Here is a 20,649-nt window from a genome sequence, read left to right on the forward strand (position 1 = left end):
CAACACAACGGGGCACAACAATGAAGATCAACGCGCTGACCCTGGCCGTGGCGGCCACGCTGTTTACCACGCCACTGTGGGCCGACACGCCGAAAAGCGGCGGCGATGTGGTGGTGACCTACCAGAATGATGTGGCGACGCTGGACCCGGCGATTGGCTACGACTGGCAGAACTGGTCGATGATCAAAAGCCTGTTCGGCCGCCTGATGGACTACAAGCCCGGCACCACTGAGCTGGTGAAAAGTCTGGCCGAGGACTACAGCATTTCCACGGACGGGCTGGTCTACAGTTTCACCCTGGTCAAGGGCGTGAAATTCCAGAACGGCCGTGAGCTGGTTGCCAATGACGTCAAGTACTCCCTGGAGCGCACCGTCAACCCGAAAACCCAGAGCCCGGGCGCCGGTTTCTTCAGCTCCATCGTCGGTTATGAAGACGTAACCGGCGGCAAAAGCACGACGCTCAGCGGCATCAAGGTGGTCGATGATCAACACCTGACCATCACGCTGAGCGCGCCCAACGCCACGTTCCTGCACATCATGGCGATCAACTTCGCCTCGGTTGTGCCCAAGGAAGCGGTGGAACAATGGGGCGCCGACTTCGGCAAGCACCCGGTGGGCAGCGGCGCGTTCAGCCTGGCCGAATGGAAGCTGGGGCAGAAGCTCGAACTGGTGAAGAACCCCAGTTACTTCCAGAAGGGCCTGCCCTACGTCGACAAGATCACTTTCGAAATCGGCCAGGACCCGACCGTTGCGCTGCTGCGCCTGAACAAGGGTGAAGTGGACATTGCCGGCGACGGCGTGCCGCCTGCGCAATTCCTGCAGTTCAAGAATGACCCGGCGTCCAGGCAGTTGCTGGTCACCGGCAACCAGTTGCAGACGGGCTACGTGACGCTGAAAACCACCCTGCCGCCGTTCGACAATCTCAAGGTGCGCCAGGCCATCAACATGGCCATCAGCAAAGAGCGCATCGTGCGCATCATCAATGGTCGCGCGGTCCCGGCGAACCAGCCGCTGCCGCCGGCGATGCCCGGCTATGACACGCAATACAAGGGCCTGCCCTACGACGTCGAAGGCGCGAAAAAGCTGCTGGCCGACGCCGGTCTCGCCAAGGGTTTCGACACCGAGCTTTACGTGATGAACACCGACCCGCAGCCGCGCATCGCCCAGTCGATCCAGCAGGACCTGGCCAAGGTCGGCATCCGCGTGCAGATCAAGTCCCTGGCCCAGGCCAACGTGATTGCCGCCGGCAGCTCCAGGGATCAGGCGCCGATGGTGTGGTCCGGCGGCATGGCCTGGATCGCCGACTTCCCGGATCCCTCGAACTTCTACGGCCCGATTCTCGGTTGCACCGGCGCGGTTGAAGGCGGCTGGAACTGGTCGCTGTATTGCAACAAGGCGCTGGATGAACGCGCCGCCAAAGCCGACGCCATGGCACGCCCGGAACAACAGGCCGAGCGCACCGAGGCGTGGAAGAAGATCTTCACCGACGCCATGGCCGATGCGCCGTGGGTGCCGATCTTCAACGAGCAACGCTTCACCGTGCGCTCCAAGCGCATGGGCGGCGACGACGCGCTGTACGTCGACCCGGTCCACGTGCCGGTCAACTATGACTACATCTGGGTGAAGTGATTTCGCTCTGGCCTCTTCCCGGCAACGCCTGGGTCACGGGCCACTGCTTTCCCTCCCCCATAGCCTGTTTGCAACGAGGACCGCACCCATGTGCCAGAACTGCCTGGTCAAGACCATTCACAGCGTCAACAGCCACTTCGGCTGGGACCACAGTTTTACCCCGGTCGAGCGCGTGGCGCCCAGCACTACGTTACAGATGAACTGCCGTGATTCGTCCAACGGGTATTTCACTGCGCAGTCCCAGGTCGCCGACGTCAGCGTCATGCCCTTCGACCAGATCAATCCGGTCACCGGGCCGATCTACGTCGAGGGTGCCGAACCCGGCGACATCCTGAAAATCACCCTGGATAGTTTCAAGCCCGGGGGCTTCGGCTGGACCGCCAACATTCCCGGGTTCGGCCTGCTCGCCGACCAGTTTCAGACACCCGCTTTGGCGCTGTGGCATTACGACACGCACACCCTCGCCCCCGCCGCCTTCGGCGATTTCGCCAAAGTGCCGCTCAAGCCGTTCGCCGGCACCGTGGGCGTGGCGCCCGCCGAAGCGGGGCTGCATTCCATCGTGCCGCCGCGTCGGGTCGGCGGCAATCTGGACATCCGCGACCTGGCGGCCGGCAGCATTTTGTACCTGCCGGTGGAAGTGGCCGGCGCGTTGTTTTCCATTGGCGACACCCACGCGGCGCAAGGCGATGGCGAGGTCTGCGGCACCGCCATCGAGAGCGCCATGGACGTGGTGGTCAAGCTCGACCTGATCAAGCAAACGCCCTTGGCGACGCCGCGTTTCAGCACCCCCGGCCCGGTCACCGGGCACCTGGACAGCGCCGGCTACGAGGCCTTCACCGGCATCGGCCCGGACCTGATGCAGGCCGCACGCCAAGCTGTCGCCAACACCATCGACTGGTTGTGCCGAGAGCACCGCATGCCGGCGGAACAGGCCTATATGCTGTGCTCGGTGTGCGGCGATTTGCGCATCAGCGAAATCGTCGACCTGCCGAATTGGGTGGTGTCGTTCTACTTTCCGAAAGTGGTGTTCCAGTGAAGCCAGACGATCAGCCCAGTCTGTCGGTGGAACGGCTGAGCATTGATGTCGGCGGCGGTGCGTCTCGCAGGCGGGTGGTCGATGAGTTGAGTTTCGCCCTTTATCCGCGCCGAACCCTGTGCATCGCTGGCGAATCCGGCAGCGGCAAATCGCTCTCGTCCCTGGCGATCATGGGCCTGTTGCCCAAGGCGGCCAGCGTCCCGGGCGGTGCGATTCTGTTCGACAACCGCGACCTGCTGAGCCTGCCGGAGCGGGAGCTGCAACGCCTGCGCGGCAAACGCATCGGCATGATTTTTCAGGAGCCGATGACGTCGCTGAACCCCCTGCTGACCGTCGGCCAGCAACTGGCGGAAACCCTGCGCCGGCATGAGGCGTTGAGTCGCGGCGAGATTCACCAGCGCTGCCGCGCCATGCTCGACGCGGTGCGCATGCCCCAGGTCGACAAACGCCTGACCCAGTACCCACATGAGTTATCTGGCGGGATGCGCCAGCGGGTGATGATCGCCATGGCGATGCTCTGCCAGCCGGAAATCCTTATCGCCGACGAGCCGACCACCGCGCTGGATGTGACGATTCAGGCGCAGATTCTTGAGCTGATGCGCGAATTGCAGCAGCAGTTCGCGACCAGCCTTTTACTGATCACCCACGACATGGGCGTGGTGGCCGAAATGGCCGATGAAGTGGTGGTGATGAATCAGGGCCGCATGGAAGAGCGTGGCTCTTTGCATCAAGTCTTCACCGCTGCGCAGGCGCCCTACACACGGAAATTATTGGCCGCAGTGCCGGTGCTGGGCAGCGCGCCGCCGCCTGATGCATTGACTGAACAGCCGGTGGTGCTCGCCGTTAAGGACCTCAGCGTGCGCTTCCCTCTGCGCCACGGCTGGTTCGAAACCCCGCGCACGGTGCATGCGGTCGAGGGCGTGAGTTTCGAGCTGCGTCAGGGCGAGACCCTGGGACTGGTCGGCGAAAGCGGGTGCGGTAAGTCCACCACCGGCAAAGCCTTGATGAACATGCTCAATTACCAGGGCAGCGTCAAATTGCTCGGGCAGGAACTCAACGGTTTGCAGGGTGACGCGTTGCAGCGGGTGCGCCGCGACGTGCAGATGGTATTTCAGGACCCCTACGCGGCACTCAATCCGCGCAAGACCGTGTTCGATCTGGTAGGCGAGCCGCTGCTGATTCACGACAAGATGCCCGAGCCCCAACGGCGTGAGCGTGTGGCGCAGCTGCTGCAGCAGGTCGACCTGCCACGGGACACCCTCGAACGCTATCCCCACCAGTTTTCCGGCGGGCAGCGCCAGCGCATCTGCATCGCCCGGGCGCTGGCACTGAACCCCAAAGTGATCATCGCGGACGAATCGGTCTCGGCGCTGGACGTCTCGGTCCAGGCCCAGGTGCTGGAGCTGCTGGAACGGCTGCGTGCCGAGCATGGCCTGAGCTACCTGTTCATCTCCCACGACATGGCCGTGGTCGAACGCATCTGCCACCGCGTGGCGGTGATGTACGGCGGGCGCATCGTCGAAATCGGTGCGCGCGATCAGGTGCTGCACAACCCGCAGCATGCCTACACCCGACGTTTGCTGGCGGCGGTGCCGGTGCCGGAAGTGGGCCGGCGCCGGGATTTCAAAAGCCTGCTCAAAGAGCTGGAGCGTCCTGACCCGATCAAGACAGCGGAGTTTGTCGCGCCGGTGCAGCGGTTTTCGGCGGTGGCGGCGGATCACTGGGTCGCGATGGAGTGATAAAAGCAGTGACCGCTTAACGCTTTTCGGCCGTCAACGGCAGCATGCGGCGAAGGGTGTTGTCGCGGACAAAGTAATGATGGAAGAGCCCTGCTGCCGCGTGTACGCCGATCAACCAATAGCCCAGATTCCCGGCCCACTCGTGCCAGCCTTTGATCTGTCTGGCCAGATCAGGGTCGACGGCCACAGGCGCGGGCAGGAAGAAGCCGAAGTACGGCATCGGCTTGCCACCCGCCGCCAGCATCAGCCAGGCCAGCACTGGTGTCGCGATCATCAGTGCGTACAGCAGCGCATGAACGAGGTGGGCCATCCCGAGCTGCCAGGTGCGAGGGGCCGGCGTGATGGGTGGCGCTTTGTACATCAGTCTGCCCAGCAAGCGCAGCCAGACCAGTGCAAATATCGACAGACCGAACAGGCCGTGCATGCCTAACAACAGCGAGCGCAACGTGCTGCCCCGGGGAGCAAACCCCTTCAGCTCGATACAGGCGTAAACGCCGACAAACAACGCCAGCATCAGCCAGTGCAGGGACATCGACAATCTGGCGTACCGGTGTGGGGTTGAAATCATGTGGGGGCGCTCGCTGAGTGGGGGGATGTTGATGAATTCCCACGCACCTTGACGCCACTGTCTTAAGGCAGTCTGAAGACGTCGCGAAGATCGCGGAGCAAGCCAGGCGAAGCACATTTCCCACCTTCAGACTTCGTTAAGAATCGACGCAGATACTCCACCCCATTCACCACTGGGGAGGAGCCACACCCATGCAGGGTCTGGACTGGAATATCCGATCACCACAGCACTCAATGCCGTCCAGTGCGCTGCCTCTGGATTTCCTGCCTATGGGATTCGGCACTGCGCAATCACCGCCCCTCTCGCTCAATCGTGCGCTGTCTCAGGAGCCACTGCGCGACGCCTACGAGACGTTCATCCAGCATCGCTTTCGCCAGGCCCACAACGCCGAGATCCGTAGCTTCATGCCGGAGCTGTTTGGACTCCACGACAACACAGGCACGCTCTGCGCCGTGGCCGGCGTGCGTGTGGCGACATCCGGTGCGTTGTTTCTGGAGCGCTACCTTGATCAGCCTGTCGAGCACATGATCGAAGCCAGTGCAGGCAGGCCTGTGGACCGTCAGGGCATCGTCGAAGTGGGCAACCTCGCCGCCAGCAACCTGGGCAGCGCGCGGCTGAGCATCATTACTGTGACCTGGCTACTCGCCATGAGCGGCCTGGAATGGGTGGCATTCACCGGCAACGCCGGACTGGTGAACAGCTTCAATCGCCTCGGGCTGCGCCCCCTCACGCTTTGCCTTGCCGACCCTCTGCGCCTGGGTGAAGACAGGCACGCATGGGGCAATTACTACGACTCTCAACCCAGCGTGCACGTGGGGGACATCCGCTCCGGGTTCCTGCATTTGAGCAACAGCGGCGTGTTTGAACGCTTCGGATTACCCCTGACACGGGAGGACAGCTGCCATGTCGCCTGAACTGAGCGGGTTTCGCCAACGCATCGCTGATCTGGCCTCCGGGCAGCCCGATGCGTGCGCGCTGTGGGGCGATGACCTGAAGTTGAGCTATGCCGAGCTGGACGCAGAAATCACGCTGCGTCAGCAGAGGCTCAAGGACCTGGACGCCAGGGTCGTGGCCCTCGCCCTGGAAAATGGCCCGGACCTGCTGATCTGGGACCTGGCGATCCTCTTCGAAGGCCTGGCCTGCGTGACGCTGCCGCCGTTCTTCAGCGCAGCGCAGCGCCGCCATTGCCTGGAGCAGAGCCAGGCCGACGTGGTCATTGCGGGCGACGAGTACGCCAATGAACTCGCCACCTCGGCGTTCCGTCATGAGGAGGGATTCTGGCTGCGGACAAACCGTCAGCCGTCGCCCCTTCCCGCTGGCACGGCAAAGCTCACCTTTACGTCTGGCACGACCGGCACCCCCAAAGGTGTCTGCCTGGACGCCGCAAGCGTACTCGCCGTGGCATTCGAGCTGCAGCGCGCCAGCGAATCTCGCCAGCCCGCCCACCACCTTTCACTCTTGCCTCTGGCGATCCTGCTGGAAAACGTCGGCTGCTATGCCGCGCTTTATGCCGGGGCCATGCTGAGTCTGCCGAGTCAGCGAGCCCTGGGGATTCAAGGGGCCAGTGGCGTGGAATTGCCGCGCCTGCTGTCAACGTTGGCGGTGCGCCAGCCGCACAGCATGATCCTGGTCCCGCAGCTGTTGTTGCTGCTGGTCAGCGCTTGCGAGATGAATGCGTTCAACCCGGCAACGCTGCGTTTCATCGCGGTGGGCGGCGCCAAAGTCACCCATGAACTGTTGCTGCGCGCCGAGACCCTCGGCATTCCGGTGTACGAAGGGTATGGCTTGTCCGAGTGCGCGTCGGTGGTGGCCCTCAACCGTCCCGACGCCCATCATCCCGGCAGCGTCGGCAAACCCTTGCCCCATGTACAGATTCGCCTCGCCGAAGACGGTGAGGTCCTGATTGGCGGGTCGCGGATGCTGGGCTATCTCGGCGACGCAGACCCCACACCAGCGTGGTGGCCGAGCGGTGATCTCGGCGAATTCGACGCCAACGGCTACCTCTACCTTCATGGCCGCAAGAAGCATCAGTTCGTGACCAGCTTCGGTCGCAACGTCAACCCTGAGTGGGTCGAGGCCGAACTGACCCAACGCGGTCAGATCGCTCAAGCATTCGTCTACGGCGAAGCCCTTCCTCGCAACCACGCGCTGCTGTGGCCACTGCGCCCAGACACCACCGACGCGCAAATCAACAGCGCTGTCGAGCAGGCCAACCAGGCGCTGCCGGACTACGCACGCATCCACACCTGGACCCGTCTGGACCAGCCTTTCACCGCAGCCAACGGCATGGCCACCGCCAACGGCCGACCCCGGCGCGAAGCCATTCTGGCGAATTACCGGCATCTTTTCACTGAGCCCACGCGAGCAAAGGACCTTCAATCATGAGTTTTTTCCAAACGCTGCAAGACGCCACCCGCACCGAGCGCGAGACCTTGTTCAATCTGCCCGTCATCCATCAGGCGCTGCACGGTGAGGTCTCGCTGGACAGCTATCGCGCCTTCCTGACTCAGGCGTATTACCACGTGCGGCATACCGTGCCGTTGATGATGGCCTGTGGCGCGCGGCTGCCTTCCCGGCTGGAATGGCTGCGCGGCGCGGTGTGCGAGTACATCGAGGACGAATACGGCCACGAGCAGTGGATCCTTAACGACCTTCGGGCCTGCGGTGGCGATGCCGATGCCGATGCCGATGCCGTGCGCGACGGTACGCCCGGCCTGCCCATCGAGCTCATGGTCGCCTACCTCTACGATCTCATCGCTCGGGGCAATCCGGTGGGACTGTTCGGCATGGTCAATGTGCTGGAAGGCACCAGCATTGCCCTGGCGACCCATGCCGCCGGCAGCATTCAGCAGCGCCTGGGACTGCCGGCCACGGCGTTCAGCTACCTGAGTTCCCATGGCAGCCTCGATGTCGGCCACATGGAGACCTATCGCACGCTGATGGACCGGCTTGAAGATCCGGAGGATCAGGCGGCCGTGATCAAGGCCTCGAAAGTGGTGTACGGCTTGTACACCGAGATGTTCCGCCAACTGCCCCTGGTGCACGCCGAACCCGTGAAGGAACTCGCCCATGCGTCTGTCTGAAACCCGCGTCGTCCTGACCGGCGCCAGTGGCGGCATCGGCATGGCCATTGCCCAGGCGCTGTGCAGCCACGGCGCCGAAGTGCTCGCCGTGTGCCGCCATCAGGAGCCGCTGTTGCCTTTGCAACAGCAGTACCCGCATCTGTTGCACTGGGTGAAGGCCGATCTCACCACCGCCGAAGGTCGTCAGCACGTGCTGATGACAGCCCAGGCGATGGAAGGGGTCAACCTGCTGATCAACGCCGCCGGCGTCAATCATTTCGCGATGCTGGAACAGTTGCCCGGGCACGAGATCGATTCGATGCTCGACATCAACCTGAACGCGCCGATTCAGCTCACCAGCCTGATGTTGCCGCTGCTGCGCCAGGCCAGCCGCGCCATGGTGGTGAACGTCGGTTCTACCTATGGCTCGATCGGCTATGCCGGTTACGCCACGTATTGCGCGAGCAAGTTCGCGCTGCGCGGGTTTTCCGAAGCCTTGCGCCGTGAGCTGGCGGATACGCGGGTCGGCGTGTTGTACGTCGCCCCGCGCGCCACCCGCACGACGATGAACAGCCCCTCAGCGCGCGCCCTCAACGCTGCACTTAAAACCGCCGAGGACGATCCGCAAACGGTCGCAGCCGCCGTTGTTCGTGCCATCGTCGGTAATCAGCGCGAGCTTTATATGGGGTGGCCTGAACAGTTTTTCGTACGCCTCAACAGTCTGCTGCCTTCAGTGGTGGACCGTGGGCTGCGCAAACACTTGCCCCTCATTCGCCGACTCAGCAGCGCCCCCCTCGAAAAGAGCACCAAGCCATGAAACGTCTACTCGTCGTACTGCTCGCCACCTTCACCCTGCCGGTGTGGGCACTGGATGCACCTGACCAGCAACGCCTGACAGGCATCCAGCAGGATTGGGCGCGGATTCAATACCAGTTGCCGGAAGACCAGCGAGTCGCCGCATTTGAACAGTTGGCCGCCAAATCCTCTGCCTTCACGCAGCAGCGTCCCGCCGCCGCCGAGGCCTGGATCTGGTCGGGCATTGTCACCAGCAGTTGGGCCGGTGCCCAGGGCGGACTGGGTGCATTGAGCAAGGTGAAAACCGCGAAAGCCGATCTCGAAAAAGCATTGACGCTGGACCCCAATGCCTTGCAAGGCTCCGCCTACGCCAGCCTGGCTGCGCTGTACGATCGCGTGCCCGGGTGGCCGATCGGGTTCGGCGACTCGGATAAGGCACAAGGACTGCTGGAGCAGGCGCTGAAGATCAATCCCGAAGGCATCGATCCGCTGTACTTCTGGGGCGATCATCTCTACCGCCAAGGCCACTATGCTCAGGCAAAGGAAGCGCTGGAAAAGGCCTTGCTCGCTGCGCCACGGCCCGGCCGCGAAGTGGCCGACAGTGGACGTCGCAAAGATATCCAGCTATTGCTGGTGGACGTAAACAAAAAACTGAAGTGACGGGGCGTTCATGCGTTTGCTGCTGGTTGAAGACGATGTCGCCCTCGGTGAGGGCATTCATCAGGCGTTGAGTCGCGAAGGCTACACGGTGGACTGGGTGAAAGATGGCGCCAGCGCCCTCCATGCGTTGTTGAGCGAAGTGTTCGATCTGGCCATTCTCGATCTCGGGCTGCCCAGGCTGGACGGCCTGGAGGTGTTGCGGCGCCTGCGTGAAAGTGGCTCATCCCTGCCAATGCTGATCCTCACGGCACGCGACGCCACCGAGGACCGCATCGCCGGCCTCGACGCAGGCGCTGACGATTATCTGATAAAGCCCTTCGATCTATCCGAACTCAAGGCACGCTTGCGGGCGCTGTTGCGGCGCAGTGCCGGACGTGCGCGGGTCATGATCGAGCACGCGGGCATCCGCCTGGACCCGACCACCCAGCAAGTCAGTTACAAAGATGATCCCGTCGCGCTCACCCCCAAGGAATACCAGCTGTTGTACGAACTGCTCTCCCCACCGGGCCGTGTGATGACCCGGGAACGCTTGATGCAGTTGCTGTACGGCTGGAATGAAGAAGCAGAGAGCAACACCCTCGAAGTGCACATCCATCACCTGCGCAAGAAATTTTCCAGCGACTTGATTCGCACGGTGCGCGGCGTCGGCTACCTGGTGGAGGATCGTCAGTGACTTCGATCCGTCGACGCACGCTGACCCTGATCCTCGGGCTGGTACTGATCGGGCTGTTGATGCTGACGCTGGTCAACGTCCATGACAGCAACCACGAAATCGCCGAAGTCTACGATGCCCAGCTCGCCACCAACGCCAGGTTGCTGCAGGGCGTGATGCGCATGCCCCTGGCGCGGCAGGAGCATGCACAGCTGTACCAGGCGTTCAATCAGGCGTTGGCTCAAGCCGAACCTCGGGTCGACGGCCACCCCTACGAGAGCAAAATCGCCTTTCAGGTCTGGGACCTTCAAGGCCGGCTGCTGGTGCATACCCCCAGCGCGCCGAGCCTGACCCGTGCGCCTCAGTACACCGGCTTCAGCGATATCAATGATCTGGGCAAACATGAGTGGCGCACCTTCGTGCTCAGGGATGAGCAGCATGATTTGCTGATCTGGGTCGGCGAGCGTGACGACGTGCGCTCGGATCTGGTTAACCGCATCGTCCGCCACACAGTGACCCCCAATCTGATCGGCAGCCTGCTGCTGATGGGCGCGATCTGGCTGGCCATTGGCTGGGGACTCAAGCCGCTGGCCGATCTGGCCGCCACGCTGCGCGGTCGTCATCCAGGCTCGCTCGAACCGTTGCAACTGGCCCCGCTGCCCAGCGAGCTGGAGCCGATGCAAGCAGCGCTGAACAGACTGCTCGGACAGATTCAGGAGGTGCTGAGCCGTGAGCGGCGCTTCATCGCCGACGCCGCCCACGAAATGCGCACGCCGCTGGCGGTGCTGCGGGTGCATGCGCAAAACGTGCTGGAAGCGCGCGACGACGCGCAGCGCGACGAGTCCCTAGGTTACCTCATCGTCGGCGTTGACCGCACGACACGGCTGGTCAATCAGTTGCTGACCGTCGCGCGGATGGAACCCGGTGCAGGCGCTGTTCTCACCCGTAACGCCGATATCGTTGCGGCCGTACGCGAGAGCCTGGTGCAAATGACGCCGTGGGTATTGAGCCGGGGGCTGGAGTTGGTGTTCGACTGCGATGCGCCCTCCCTGACGGTACGAACGGACTTCGCCGCCATCGACATTGCCCTGCAAAACCTGGTCACCAATGCGGTCAATTTTTCGCCCTTGAAGGGTCAGGTGATCGTCACCCTGGGCGTGAGCAATGGCTATTTCCAGCTCAGCGTTACCGACGATGGGCCCGGCATTGACGAAGCTGAGCGGGGACGACTTTTCGAGCGGTTCTACAGCCGCGGCAACGATCAGGGCGCCGGGCTTGGCCTGACCATTGTGCAATCGATTGCACGACGCCTCGGCGGTGAAATCACGCTGGAGAACCGCGCAGGAAGAGGCTTGTGCGCGACGCTATGTGCGCCAGCGAACAGACAGCCCTGAAAAAGCGTACTCACACTGTGGTGGCTTGAACGCTTCGTTCACCAGGGCACATCGGTGCCGGCGCTCCGCTGTGCACACTGCTCAACATGCTGCGTTCGCCGGAGTGCAAGTCATTTCAGGGAAAATAATGACGAGCACATGGAAACGCACCAAACAGGCGATCTCCCGGGTCACACTTGCGGGTCGCGCCGGGGCCCATCCAAAGCTTGCGTTCGCCTACGAACGGCTACTGCGCGCCGAACTCTTCAACGCCGACCAGATGGCCAGCCATGGGATTGCCTTGGCCGGCCATCATCAACTCGGCGCAGTGACCGCGCGGGACTTCCTGCTGGGCAGGCTGGATGACAATGAGGCATTGCTCAAGGAAAGCTGCAACGCGTTAACTCAAGCCCAGGCGTCCGACCGCCGTATCACCCCGGCCGCCGAGTGGCTGCTCGATAATTTTTTCCTCATCGAAGATCACATCCGCACAGCAAGGTCCCACCTTCCCAAGGGTTACAGCCGTGAGTTGCCGCGCCTGAGCAATGGGCCCTCCAGCGGCCTGCCGAGGGTTTATGACATTGCCCTGGAGACGATTTCCCACGGTGATGGCCGGTTTGACGAACTGAGCCTGACGCGCTTCGTCGCCTCTTATCAGACGGTCATGCCGCTGACGCTGGGCGAGTTGTGGGCCATCCCGATCATGCTGCGCCTGGCATTGATCGAGAACCTGCGGCGAGTGGCCTCGCGGGTCATGGCCAACTGGGACGATCGCAACCTCGCCGATGACTGGGCCGAGCGGCTCATCGAGGTGTCCGAGCACGACGTGAAAAGCGTGGTGCTGAGCGTCGCCGACATGGCGCATTCATCCCCGCCCATGACCGCTGCATTCGTGGCCGAGTTCGCCCGTCGATTGCAGGGTCAAAGCGCTGCCCTGGCGCTGCCGCTCAACTGGATCGAGCAGTTGCTCGCCGAGACCGGTTCGAGTACCGAACGACAGGTGCAATTCGATGCGCAGCAGCAGTCTGCGGATCAGATGTCCATCAGCAACAGCATCGCCAGCCTGCGCCTGCTCTCAGCCACCCCTTGGCGTGAATTTGTCGAAGCGATGAGCCAGGTCGAGCAGACCCTTCAACATGACCCGGCCGCGGTCTACCCGCGCATGGACTTCGCCACGCGCGACAGCTATCGCCACGTCATCGAACGGCTGGCCAGGCGCAGTCGACGCACTGAAATGTTCGTCGCGCAAACCGTCGTGGCGCTGTCCAGCGAACATCGAGACGCGGCAGCCGGAGACGATCTCGCCCGCCATATCGGGTTTTTCCTGGTCGGTCCCGGAATCGGCGTTCTTGAAGAAAAACTCGGTGCCCGTGTGCCCTTTCACGAACGCTGGAAACGCCTGCTGCAACGGTCACCCCTGACCTTCTACCTGGCGCCTGCAGGGGCCCTGACGATTATTTTTGCGCTGCCGCTGCTGTCTTCGGCGCACCGGGATGGGCTGCCCGATGTCGCCCTCATCGCACTGGCGCTGCCCTGCCTGGTCATGACCAGTCGCCTGGCCTTCAGCCTCATCAACTGGCTGGTCACGTTCAGCCTGCTGCCCGCCATGTTGCCGAAGATGGATTACGCCGACGGGATTCCCGATGAGGCGCGTACGCTGGTCGCCATTCCCACGCTGATCGGTTCGCGCGCGGACATCGACGAACTGGTGGAGGGCCTGGAAGTCAGGTTCCTGGCCAATCGCGACAGCAATCTTTTTTTCGCCCTGCTCACCGACTTTCTCGATGCGCCGACGCAAGTGCAGGCAGCGGATGCAGATCTGCTCGACTATGCCTCAGAGGCGATCAATCGACTCAACGGCAAGTATGCGGACGAATTGCCAGCGCGGTTTTTCCTGTTTCACCGCCCCCGCCGCTGGAGCGCAAGTGAACGCGCGTGGATGGGCCACGAACGCAAACGCGGCAAGCTGACCGACCTCAACGCGTGGCTGCGTGGCGCGGGCGAAGACCGTTTCACCACCATCGTGGGTGACATCTCGGCCCTTGGGTCTGTACGTTATGTACTGACACTTGATACCGACACCCTGCTGCCGGGAGATGTTGCCCGCCAGTGCGTGGCCGCCATGATGCACCCGCTGAACCGCCCGGTTTTCGATGCGCAGCATGAGCGCGTCATTTCCGGGTACTCGCTGTTACAACCCCAGGTCGGCATCAGCCTGACCAGCACCCCCCGCTCGATCTATTCGCGCCTGTTTGGCAGTGGCGGCGGCGTTGACCCCTACACCCGGGCGGTCTCGGACATCTATCAGGACCTCTTCAAACAGGGCTCTTTCATTGGCAAGGGCATCTACGATGTCGACGCGTTCACCTGCGCGCTGGAGGGCTGTCTGCCGGACAACCAGGTCCTCAGTCACGACTTGATCGAGGGCTGCTACGCCCGGTCAGGCCTGCTCAGCGACGTGCAGTTGTACGAGCAATACCCGTCTCGCTACAGCGTGGACGTCAAACGCCGCCATCGCTGGATTCGCGGCGACTGGCAGCTGATCCCCTGGATCCTGCCCTGGACCCTGAACACGCGCGGCGAATGGGCACGCAATCGACTCGATGTGATGGCGCGCTGGAAGATTCTCGACAACCTGCGCCGCAGCCTTGAGCCGGCGGCTGTGTTGCTGATGCTGGCCTGGGGTTGGTTCGCCAGCAGTGAACCGCTGGCCTGGACATTGGCGGTGGTCGGCTTGCTGGTCATGCAACCGCTGCTCAGGACCCTGACCGATGGGTTGCAACCGCCGTTGAACGTGCCTTATCGGCAATACCTGGCCGCGCTGTCCAGGAGTCTGGGGCAGGACCTCGCTCAGGCTGCGGCCAACGTCGCATGGCTGCCGTTCGAGATGTATTACAGCGTGGGCGCCATTGCGCGCTCGCTCTGGCGCATCCTGTTCAGCCGCCGCCTGTTGCTGCAATGGCAACCCTCCCGCGAAGTCGAGCGCAACACGCAAAATCCGCTGCCGGCGCTCTACCGCGAGATGTGGCTAGGCCCTCTGCTCGCCCTCTGCGGGTTCGCCGGCTTGCTGACTGACCCGCTCGCGCTGGCGATCGCCATGCCATTCTTGCTCGCCTGGGCTGCGGGGCCCTGGATCGCCTGGCGCCTGAGCGCGATGCCGGAAAATGCAGTGTTCGAGCCTTCGGTGGAGGCATTGCGCTTCCTGCAGGTGCTCTCGCGGCGGACCTGGGCGTTTTTCGACGACTTCGTCGGGCCGCAGGATAACTGGCTGCCCCCTGACAACATTCAGGAAGAGCCGAAATCGGTGATCGCCCACCGGACCTCACCGACCAACATGGGCATGGCCTTGCTCGCGCATCTGGCGGCCCACGACTTCGGCTATCTCAGCACCGACCGACTGCTGCAGCGCTTGTCCGCATCGCTGGACACCATGGACAGCCTGGAGCGTTACCAGCAACATTTTTACAACTGGTACGACACGCAGACACTCAAGCCCCTGCGCCCTCAATACATCTCCACCGTTGACAGCGGCAACCTGGCCGGACACCTGCTGACCCTGCGTGCCGGTTTGATCCAGCTGCCCGACGCTGCGGTGTTCGATGCCGCGATGGTTAAAGGCCTGCGCATCACGCTGGACACGCTGCTTGAGACAACGGACGCCGACGGCACATTGAACGCGCTTTACCCCCTGCTTGAAGAGGTTGCCGAAGCCCACGAACCCAGTGCGCTGTTGACGGCGTTGCAGACCGCCCGTGTTCGGGTGGCGGCCATGACGGCGGGCAGCACCGAAGACAGCGTTTATTGGCAAAACGCGTTGCTCGCGCAGTGTGATGACTGGATCGCGGCCCTCGAACGTTATCGACTGCCCACGCCTTCGATCGGTCGACACCCGCGTCGCCGCACGCTGCGGGAGCTGTCCAGGCTGGATGAAGCTGACTGGGCTCTGGATGATCACCCGCGCATTGACGCCGTCCGCCAGGCTGCCCGCGACGCGATCGCCCAACTGGATCGCCTGATCATGCTGACGGGCAATCTGGCGCAGATGGACTTCTCCCTGCTCTATGACCACAAACGCGACTTGTTCGTGATCGGCTACAACGCCGACGAGCGTCGCCTGGACACCGGCTATTACGACCTGCTGGCGTCCGAAGTGCGCCTGACCAACTTCGTGGTGATCGCCCAAGGTCAGATTCCGCAGCGGGCGTGGTTCACCCTCGGGCGACTGCTCGGTGACTCCGCCGGCGTACCGACGTTGATGTCCTGGTCCGGCTCGATGTTCGAATACCTGATGCCCATGCTGGTTATGCCCAACTACGACGGCAGCCTGCTTGACCAGACCTGCCGTGCGGCGGTGGCCGTGCAGATCGAACACGGAAAACGCCTGGGCATCCCGTGGGGCGTATCGGAATCGGGCTATTACACGCTGGATGCGCACTTCAATTACCAGTACCGGGCGTTCGGCGTTCAGGCCCTCGGCCTCAAGCGCGGCCTGGGCGACGACGTGGTTGTCGCGCCTTATGCCAGCGTGCTGGCCTTGATGGTGGACGCCGAGGCGGCCTGCAAAAACCTGCAGCGTCTTGCCCGCAAAGGTGCCTGCGGGCGCTACGGATTCTACGAGGCCATTGATTACACCGAAGCGCGTCTGCCACGGGGCCAGCGTTACGTCTGGGTGCAGTCCTTCATGGCCCACCATCAGGGGATGAGTCTGCTGGCCTTGGCCAGTGTGTTACTCAATCAGCCCATGCAACGGCGGTTTGAATCCGACCCAACCCTGCAGTCGGCCCTGTTGCTGTTGCAAGAGCGGGTGCCCAAAGTGGCAACACCTTACCTGCAAACCGCCCAGCAGCCGGCCGCAGGCGATGCAGGTGCCGGCCAGGAACACGACCTGAGGGTGTTCGCCAACCCCGGACAGAAGCGCCCGGCGGTGCAATTGCTGTCCAACGGCAAGTACCACGTCATGCTCACCAGCGCCGGCGGCGGTTACAGCCGCCTCGACACCATGGCCGCCACCCGCTGGCAGGAAGACACCACCCGGGACAACTGGGGCATGTTCTGTTACTTGAGGGACGTTGCAACGGGCGCCGTCTGGTCCAGCGCCTTTCAGCCGACTTTGCACAGGGCCGAGAGCCACGAGGCCATTTTCAGCGATGCCCGTGCCGAGTTTCGCACCCGGGAACGGGACTTCGACACCCATATGGAAATCGTCGTTTCCCCTGAAGACAACATCGAACTGCGCCGCCTGCACGTGACCAACCGAGGGGAATCTGCCAAGACGCTGGAGATCACCACCTATGCGGAAGTGGTGCTGGCTTCGCCGGAAACGGACGCCATGCACCCGGCGTTCAGCAAGTTATTCGTGCAGACCGAATTGCTGCTGCCGCTGCAAGCCATCGTCTGTAGCCGCCGCCCGCGCGCCAGCGATGAAATCACGCCGTGGATGTGCCACCTGCTGGCGGCCCATGGGGTGGATATCCAGGCCATCTCCTACGAGACCGACCGTGCCCGCTTCATTGGTCGAGGCCGCAGCACCCAGTCGCCGGCAGCGCTGGACCCGGACTGCGAGCAACTGTCCGGCAGCGCCGGCCCGGTCCTGGACCCGATTGTCGCCATTCGTTGCCGGATCACCCTGCAGCCCGGGCAGCAAGGCACCATCGATCTGGTCACAGGCGTCGCGGACAGCCGCCAAGACTGCCTCTCTCTGATCAACAAGTACCGGGATCGACATCTGGCGGATCGGGTCTTCGACTTGTCGTGGACCCACAGTCAGGTGCTGGTGCGTCAGCTCAACGTTTCGCCCGCCGATGCCCGTTTGTTTGAACAGATGGCCTCTTCACTGATTTACGCCAACGCAGGGTTGCGCCCCGACAGCACCGTGCTGACGGCCAACCTGCGCAACCAGCAAGGCCTGTGGGGACAGTCGATTTCCGGCGACCTTCCCATTGTGCTGTTGCAGGTCACAAGCCTTGAGAATATCGAGCTGGTCCAGAAGATGATTCAGGCCCACGCCTACTGGCGCCAGAAAGGCTTGCTGACGGACCTGCTGATCTGGAACGAAGATCAGGTGGGTTATCGCCAGCAACTGCAGGACGCGATCATGGGGCTGGTCACGTCCGGCAGCGAAGCCACGCTGGTGGATCGGCCGGGCGGAATATTCGTCCGTATGGCGCAGCAGATGTCGAACGAGGACCGCACGCTGATCCTGTCGGCTGCGCGCCTGGTGTTTTCCGAAGGACGGGGAAGCCTTGCCGAACAGGTTCACCGCCGCCGCGTGGTACGGGTGCACCCAGCGTTTGTCGCGACCCGCGTTCATGTGCCAGCGCCATTACAGGCCCTTGCCCCGTTGCCCGTGTCGTTGCCACTGAGCAACGCCTACGGTGCGTTCAGCCAGGACGGCGGTGAGTACATTATCGATGCCCCGGCATCCCATCCCACGCCAGCGCCCTGGGTCAACGTGATTGCCAATGCCCAGATGGGCACGGTGGTCTCGGAGTCCGGCAGCGCCTACACCTGGGCCGAAAATGCGCACGAATACCGCCTGACGCCCTGGCACAACGACCCGGTGAGCGACCCCGTCGGCGAGGTCATTTACCTGCGGGATGAAGACACCGGGCATTTCTGGTCGGCGACCCCCAGGCCGGCCTCGGGTACTGGCGCCTACCGAACGCGCCACGGCTTTGGTTACACCGTGTTCGAGCACGAGGAAGATGGCATCCACAGCGAACTGTGGGTTTACGTGGCGCTGGATGCGCCGATCAAGTTCTCAAGGCTGGTGCTGCGTAATGTGTCGGGGCGTGACCGCAACCTGACGGTGACGGGCTATGTGGAGTGGGTGCTGGGCGATCTGCGCAGTAAATCAGCCATGCACGTGGTCACCCATTCGGATCCTGCCAGCGGCGCATTGTTCGCGCGCAACGCGTGGTCGGTGGAATTCAGCGAGCGTGTGGCGTTCTTTGATACCGATGCTGTCGAGCACAGTGTCACGGCGGACCGTACCGAGTTCATCGGACGCTGCGGCAGCCTGCAGTCTCCCGCCGCGATGCGGCATAAAGGACTGTCCGGGAAAACCGGTGGCGGTCTGGACCCGTGCGCCGCGATACAGGTGGCGGTGGCGCTCGCCCATGGGCAAGGCACAGAAGTCATTTTGCGCCTGGGGGCGGAGAAAAATGGTCAGGCGGCGACCCAGTTGGCGCAACGCTACAAGGGCGTGCAGGTGGCGGCAGCGCAGTTGCAGAAAGTGAAGGATCACTGGCGCTCGGTGCTCTCCGTCATTCAGGTCAAGACGCCCGTGCCGGCGCTGGACGTGATGCTCAACGGCTGGTTGATGTATCAAGTGATCGCTTGCCGTTTCCTCGCCCGCAGTGGCTATTACCAGTCGGGCGGCGCCATCGGCTTTCGCGATCAGTTGCAAGACAGCATGGCGATGATTCATGCCGACCCAGCGGCGGCGCGGACGCATCTGTTGCTGTGCGCGAATCATCAATACGCCGAGGGCGATGTTCAACACTGGTGGCACCCTCCCCTCAATCGAGGCGTACGCACGGCCTGCTCCGACGATTTCCTGTGGCTCGTCGCCGCCACCAGCCGTTACGTCGAGGTCACCGATGATCTGTCGGTGCTGGATGAACCCGCCGGCTATCTTGAAGGGCGCGCGCTGGGTCCGGGGGAAGAATCCTATTACGACTTGCCCGGTGCGTCGCCCTTGCAGGAGCCGCTGTATCGGCACTGCGTCCGCGCCATCGAGCACGGCCTGACCCGCGGCGAACACGGCCTGCCGTTGATGGGCAGTGGCGACTGGAACGACGGGATGAATCGCGTGGGCTATCTCGGCCGTGGTGAAAGCGTCTGGCTGGGCTTTTTCGGGTGTCATGTGCTTGAACGCTTCGCACAGGTGGCCGAGCGCCATGGCGACAGTGAATTCGCGGCACGCTGCGGCGAACAGGCGAAACAGCTGCGTGACAACCTGGAAGCCTCTGCCTGGGACGGGGCGTGGTATCGCCGCGGCTGGTTTGACGACGGGCAGCCTCTGGGCTCTTCAGTCAACGATGAGTGTCGGCTGGATTCCATCGCCCAGAGTTGGTCGGTGTTGTCCGGTGCCGGATCACCCGCCCGCCAGCATCGGGCGATGCAGGCGGTGGATCAGTATCTGGTCAAACCCGACATCCGCGCGGTCCTGCTGCTTGACCCGCCGTTCGACAAAGGCCTGCAAGACCCGGGCTACATCAAGGGCTATGTACCGGGCGTGCGCGAGAACGGTGGGCAGTACACCCACGCGGCTGTCTGGGCGGCGATGGCGTTTGCGCAGTTGGGCGACTCGACCAAAGCCTGGGAGCTGTTGCACATGATCAACCCGGCCGACCCCCTCAACAGCGCCAGGATCGACACCTATAAAGTCGAACCCTATGTGATGGCGGCCGATGTCTACGGCATTGCGCCCCATGCAGGACGTGGCGGCTGGACCTGGTACACCGGTTCGGCTGGCTGGATGTACCGTCTGGGCGTCGAGTCACTGCTCGGGCTTCAGCGCAACGGCAATCTGCTGCAGCTGAACCCGGTGCTTCCAGCGGACTGGCCCGGATTTTCCTTGAGTTATCGCTTTGCACGCACGCAGTACCACTTCGAGGTGACCCGTGGCGATACGACCGGCACCTCAATGACAGTGGATGGCACGCCGGTCGAAGGCAATACGCTGGCGCTGGTGGACGATGGCGTGGAGCGCCGGGTGCGCATTGAATGCGGCGGCTCGCGGCCCGCAGCGCCGGAGCCGGTCGAATACACGACAGCGGCTGATGATTGACCCCCAGTGCCGCTGGTCGCCGGTGTCGCCGGATCGGCTGGAAGGCCATCAGCTGACCATGACCCAGGAACTCATGGCCAACATGCTGGGTGTTCGCAGAGAGGGCGTTACCGAGGCGGCGGGCAAGCTGCAGCGCCTGGGGGTCATCGAATACCACCGGGGCCAGATCAACGTCCTTGACCGCCCGCAGCTGGAGCGCTTGAGCTGCGAATGTTATTCGGTGGTAAAGGCCGAGTCCGACCGTTTGCTGAACGACACCCACCGACATGAGTGATCATGTCGGCGCTGAGGCCTTGAAGGTTCGAGGCGGTTTTGCGCAGGTCGGGTGAATACTGCGTCAAG

At 63.0% G+C, this 20,649-nt stretch carries 12 protein-coding genes and 1 pseudogene; 12 read left to right on the plus strand and 1 reads right to left on the minus strand.

Features of this window, described 5'->3' with window-relative positions:
- The first annotated feature begins 20 nt into the window (after positions 1 to 20).
- From L4G42_RS23145 to L4G42_RS23155, 3 genes are all read left to right on the plus strand, one after another.
- Complete coding sequence (locus L4G42_RS23145) at positions 21 to 1,628, plus strand: ABC transporter substrate-binding protein (RefSeq protein WP_237253913.1); 1,608 nt, start codon at positions 21 to 23, stop codon at positions 1,626 to 1,628.
- Positions 1,629 to 1,716: 88 nt separating this feature from the next.
- On the plus strand, positions 1,717 to 2,664 hold the full coding sequence (locus L4G42_RS23150; RefSeq protein WP_237253912.1) for an acetamidase/formamidase family protein: 948 nt from the start codon (positions 1,717 to 1,719) through the stop codon (positions 2,662 to 2,664).
- Complete coding sequence (locus L4G42_RS23155) at positions 2,661 to 4,403, plus strand: ABC transporter ATP-binding protein (RefSeq protein WP_237259676.1); 1,743 nt, start codon at positions 2,661 to 2,663, stop codon at positions 4,401 to 4,403. Before L4G42_RS23150 ends, L4G42_RS23155 begins: the two co-directional genes overlap by 4 nt.
- Positions 4,404 to 4,419: 16 nt before the next feature.
- Here the strand turns inward: L4G42_RS23155 and L4G42_RS23160 are convergent, their stop codons facing one another.
- Complete coding sequence (locus tag L4G42_RS23160; RefSeq protein ID WP_237253910.1) at positions 4,420 to 4,971, minus strand: cytochrome b; 552 nt, start codon at positions 4,969 to 4,971, stop codon at positions 4,420 to 4,422.
- A gap of 191 nt (positions 4,972 to 5,162) precedes the next feature.
- Here L4G42_RS23160 and L4G42_RS23165 point away from each other — a divergent pair, with 191 nt between their 5' ends.
- From L4G42_RS23165 to L4G42_RS23205, 9 genes and pseudogenes are all read left to right on the plus strand, one after another.
- Positions 5,163 to 5,885: a thermostable hemolysin gene (locus L4G42_RS23165; RefSeq protein WP_419789402.1), complete on the plus strand. Its 723-nt coding sequence runs from the start codon at positions 5,163 to 5,165 to the stop codon at positions 5,883 to 5,885.
- On the plus strand, positions 5,875 to 7,356 hold the full coding sequence (locus tag L4G42_RS23170) for an AMP-binding protein (protein ID WP_237253909.1): 1,482 nt from the start codon (positions 5,875 to 5,877) through the stop codon (positions 7,354 to 7,356). The genes L4G42_RS23165 and L4G42_RS23170 overlap by 11 nt, the downstream gene beginning before the upstream one ends.
- The gene (locus L4G42_RS23175) at positions 7,353 to 8,054 is read left to right on the plus strand and encodes an iron-containing redox enzyme family protein (RefSeq protein WP_237253908.1); all 702 of its coding nucleotides are present in this window, start codon (positions 7,353 to 7,355) and stop codon (positions 8,052 to 8,054) included. The genes L4G42_RS23170 and L4G42_RS23175 overlap by 4 nt, the downstream gene beginning before the upstream one ends.
- Entirely contained in the window at positions 8,041 to 8,850 is an 810-nt protein-coding gene (locus tag L4G42_RS23180; protein ID WP_237253907.1) for an SDR family oxidoreductase, read from the plus strand. The genes L4G42_RS23175 and L4G42_RS23180 overlap by 14 nt, the downstream gene beginning before the upstream one ends.
- The gene (locus L4G42_RS23185) at positions 8,847 to 9,488 is read left to right on the plus strand and encodes a tetratricopeptide repeat protein (RefSeq protein WP_237253906.1); all 642 of its coding nucleotides are present in this window, start codon (positions 8,847 to 8,849) and stop codon (positions 9,486 to 9,488) included. The genes L4G42_RS23180 and L4G42_RS23185 overlap by 4 nt, the downstream gene beginning before the upstream one ends.
- A gap of 10 nt (positions 9,489 to 9,498) precedes the next feature.
- Positions 9,499 to 10,161: a response regulator gene (locus tag L4G42_RS23190; protein ID WP_237253905.1), complete on the plus strand. Its 663-nt coding sequence runs from the start codon at positions 9,499 to 9,501 to the stop codon at positions 10,159 to 10,161.
- A complete protein-coding gene (locus tag L4G42_RS23195) occupies positions 10,158 to 11,534 on the plus strand; it encodes an ATP-binding protein (protein WP_237261238.1) in 1,377 nt (458 codons plus the stop codon). The genes L4G42_RS23190 and L4G42_RS23195 overlap by 4 nt, the downstream gene beginning before the upstream one ends.
- A 127-nt stretch (positions 11,535 to 11,661) precedes the next feature.
- A complete protein-coding gene (locus L4G42_RS23200; RefSeq protein ID WP_237253903.1) occupies positions 11,662 to 20,307 on the plus strand; it encodes a glycoside hydrolase family 94 protein in 8,646 nt (2,881 codons plus the stop codon).
- Positions 20,303 to 20,581: pseudogene (locus tag L4G42_RS23205) on the plus strand (Crp/Fnr family transcriptional regulator); the annotation flags it as partial. The gene L4G42_RS23200 and the pseudogene L4G42_RS23205, both read left to right, overlap by 5 nt.
- Positions 20,582 to 20,649 lie beyond the last annotated feature (68 nt).

The sequence above is a fragment of the Pseudomonas petrae genome, assembly GCF_021728295.1.
Classification (GTDB): domain Bacteria; phylum Pseudomonadota; class Gammaproteobacteria; order Pseudomonadales; family Pseudomonadaceae; genus Aquipseudomonas; species Aquipseudomonas petrae.

Bases quoted from the DNA above. Each gene is read 5' to 3' on its own strand.
- L4G42_RS23145 (WP_237253913.1), top strand. From the start codon at position 21: ATGAAGATCAACGCGCTGACCCTGGCCGTGGCGGCCACGCTGTTTACC.
- L4G42_RS23150 (WP_237253912.1), top strand. From the start codon at position 1,717: ATGTGCCAGAACTGCCTGGTCAAGACCATTCACAGCGTCAACAGCCAC.
- L4G42_RS23160 (WP_237253910.1), bottom strand. From the start codon at position 4,971: ATGATTTCAACCCCACACCGGTACGCCAGATTGTCGATGTCCCTGCAC.
- L4G42_RS23165 (WP_419789402.1), top strand. From the start codon at position 5,163: ATGCAGGGTCTGGACTGGAATATCCGATCACCACAGCACTCAATGCCG.
- L4G42_RS23170 (WP_237253909.1), top strand. From the start codon at position 5,875: ATGTCGCCTGAACTGAGCGGGTTTCGCCAACGCATCGCTGATCTGGCC.
- L4G42_RS23175 (WP_237253908.1), top strand. From the start codon at position 7,353: ATGAGTTTTTTCCAAACGCTGCAAGACGCCACCCGCACCGAGCGCGAG.
- L4G42_RS23180 (WP_237253907.1), top strand. From the start codon at position 8,041: ATGCGTCTGTCTGAAACCCGCGTCGTCCTGACCGGCGCCAGTGGCGGC.
- L4G42_RS23185 (WP_237253906.1), top strand. From the start codon at position 8,847: ATGAAACGTCTACTCGTCGTACTGCTCGCCACCTTCACCCTGCCGGTG.
- L4G42_RS23190 (WP_237253905.1), top strand. From the start codon at position 9,499: ATGCGTTTGCTGCTGGTTGAAGACGATGTCGCCCTCGGTGAGGGCATT.
- L4G42_RS23200 (WP_237253903.1), top strand. From the start codon at position 11,662: ATGACGAGCACATGGAAACGCACCAAACAGGCGATCTCCCGGGTCACA.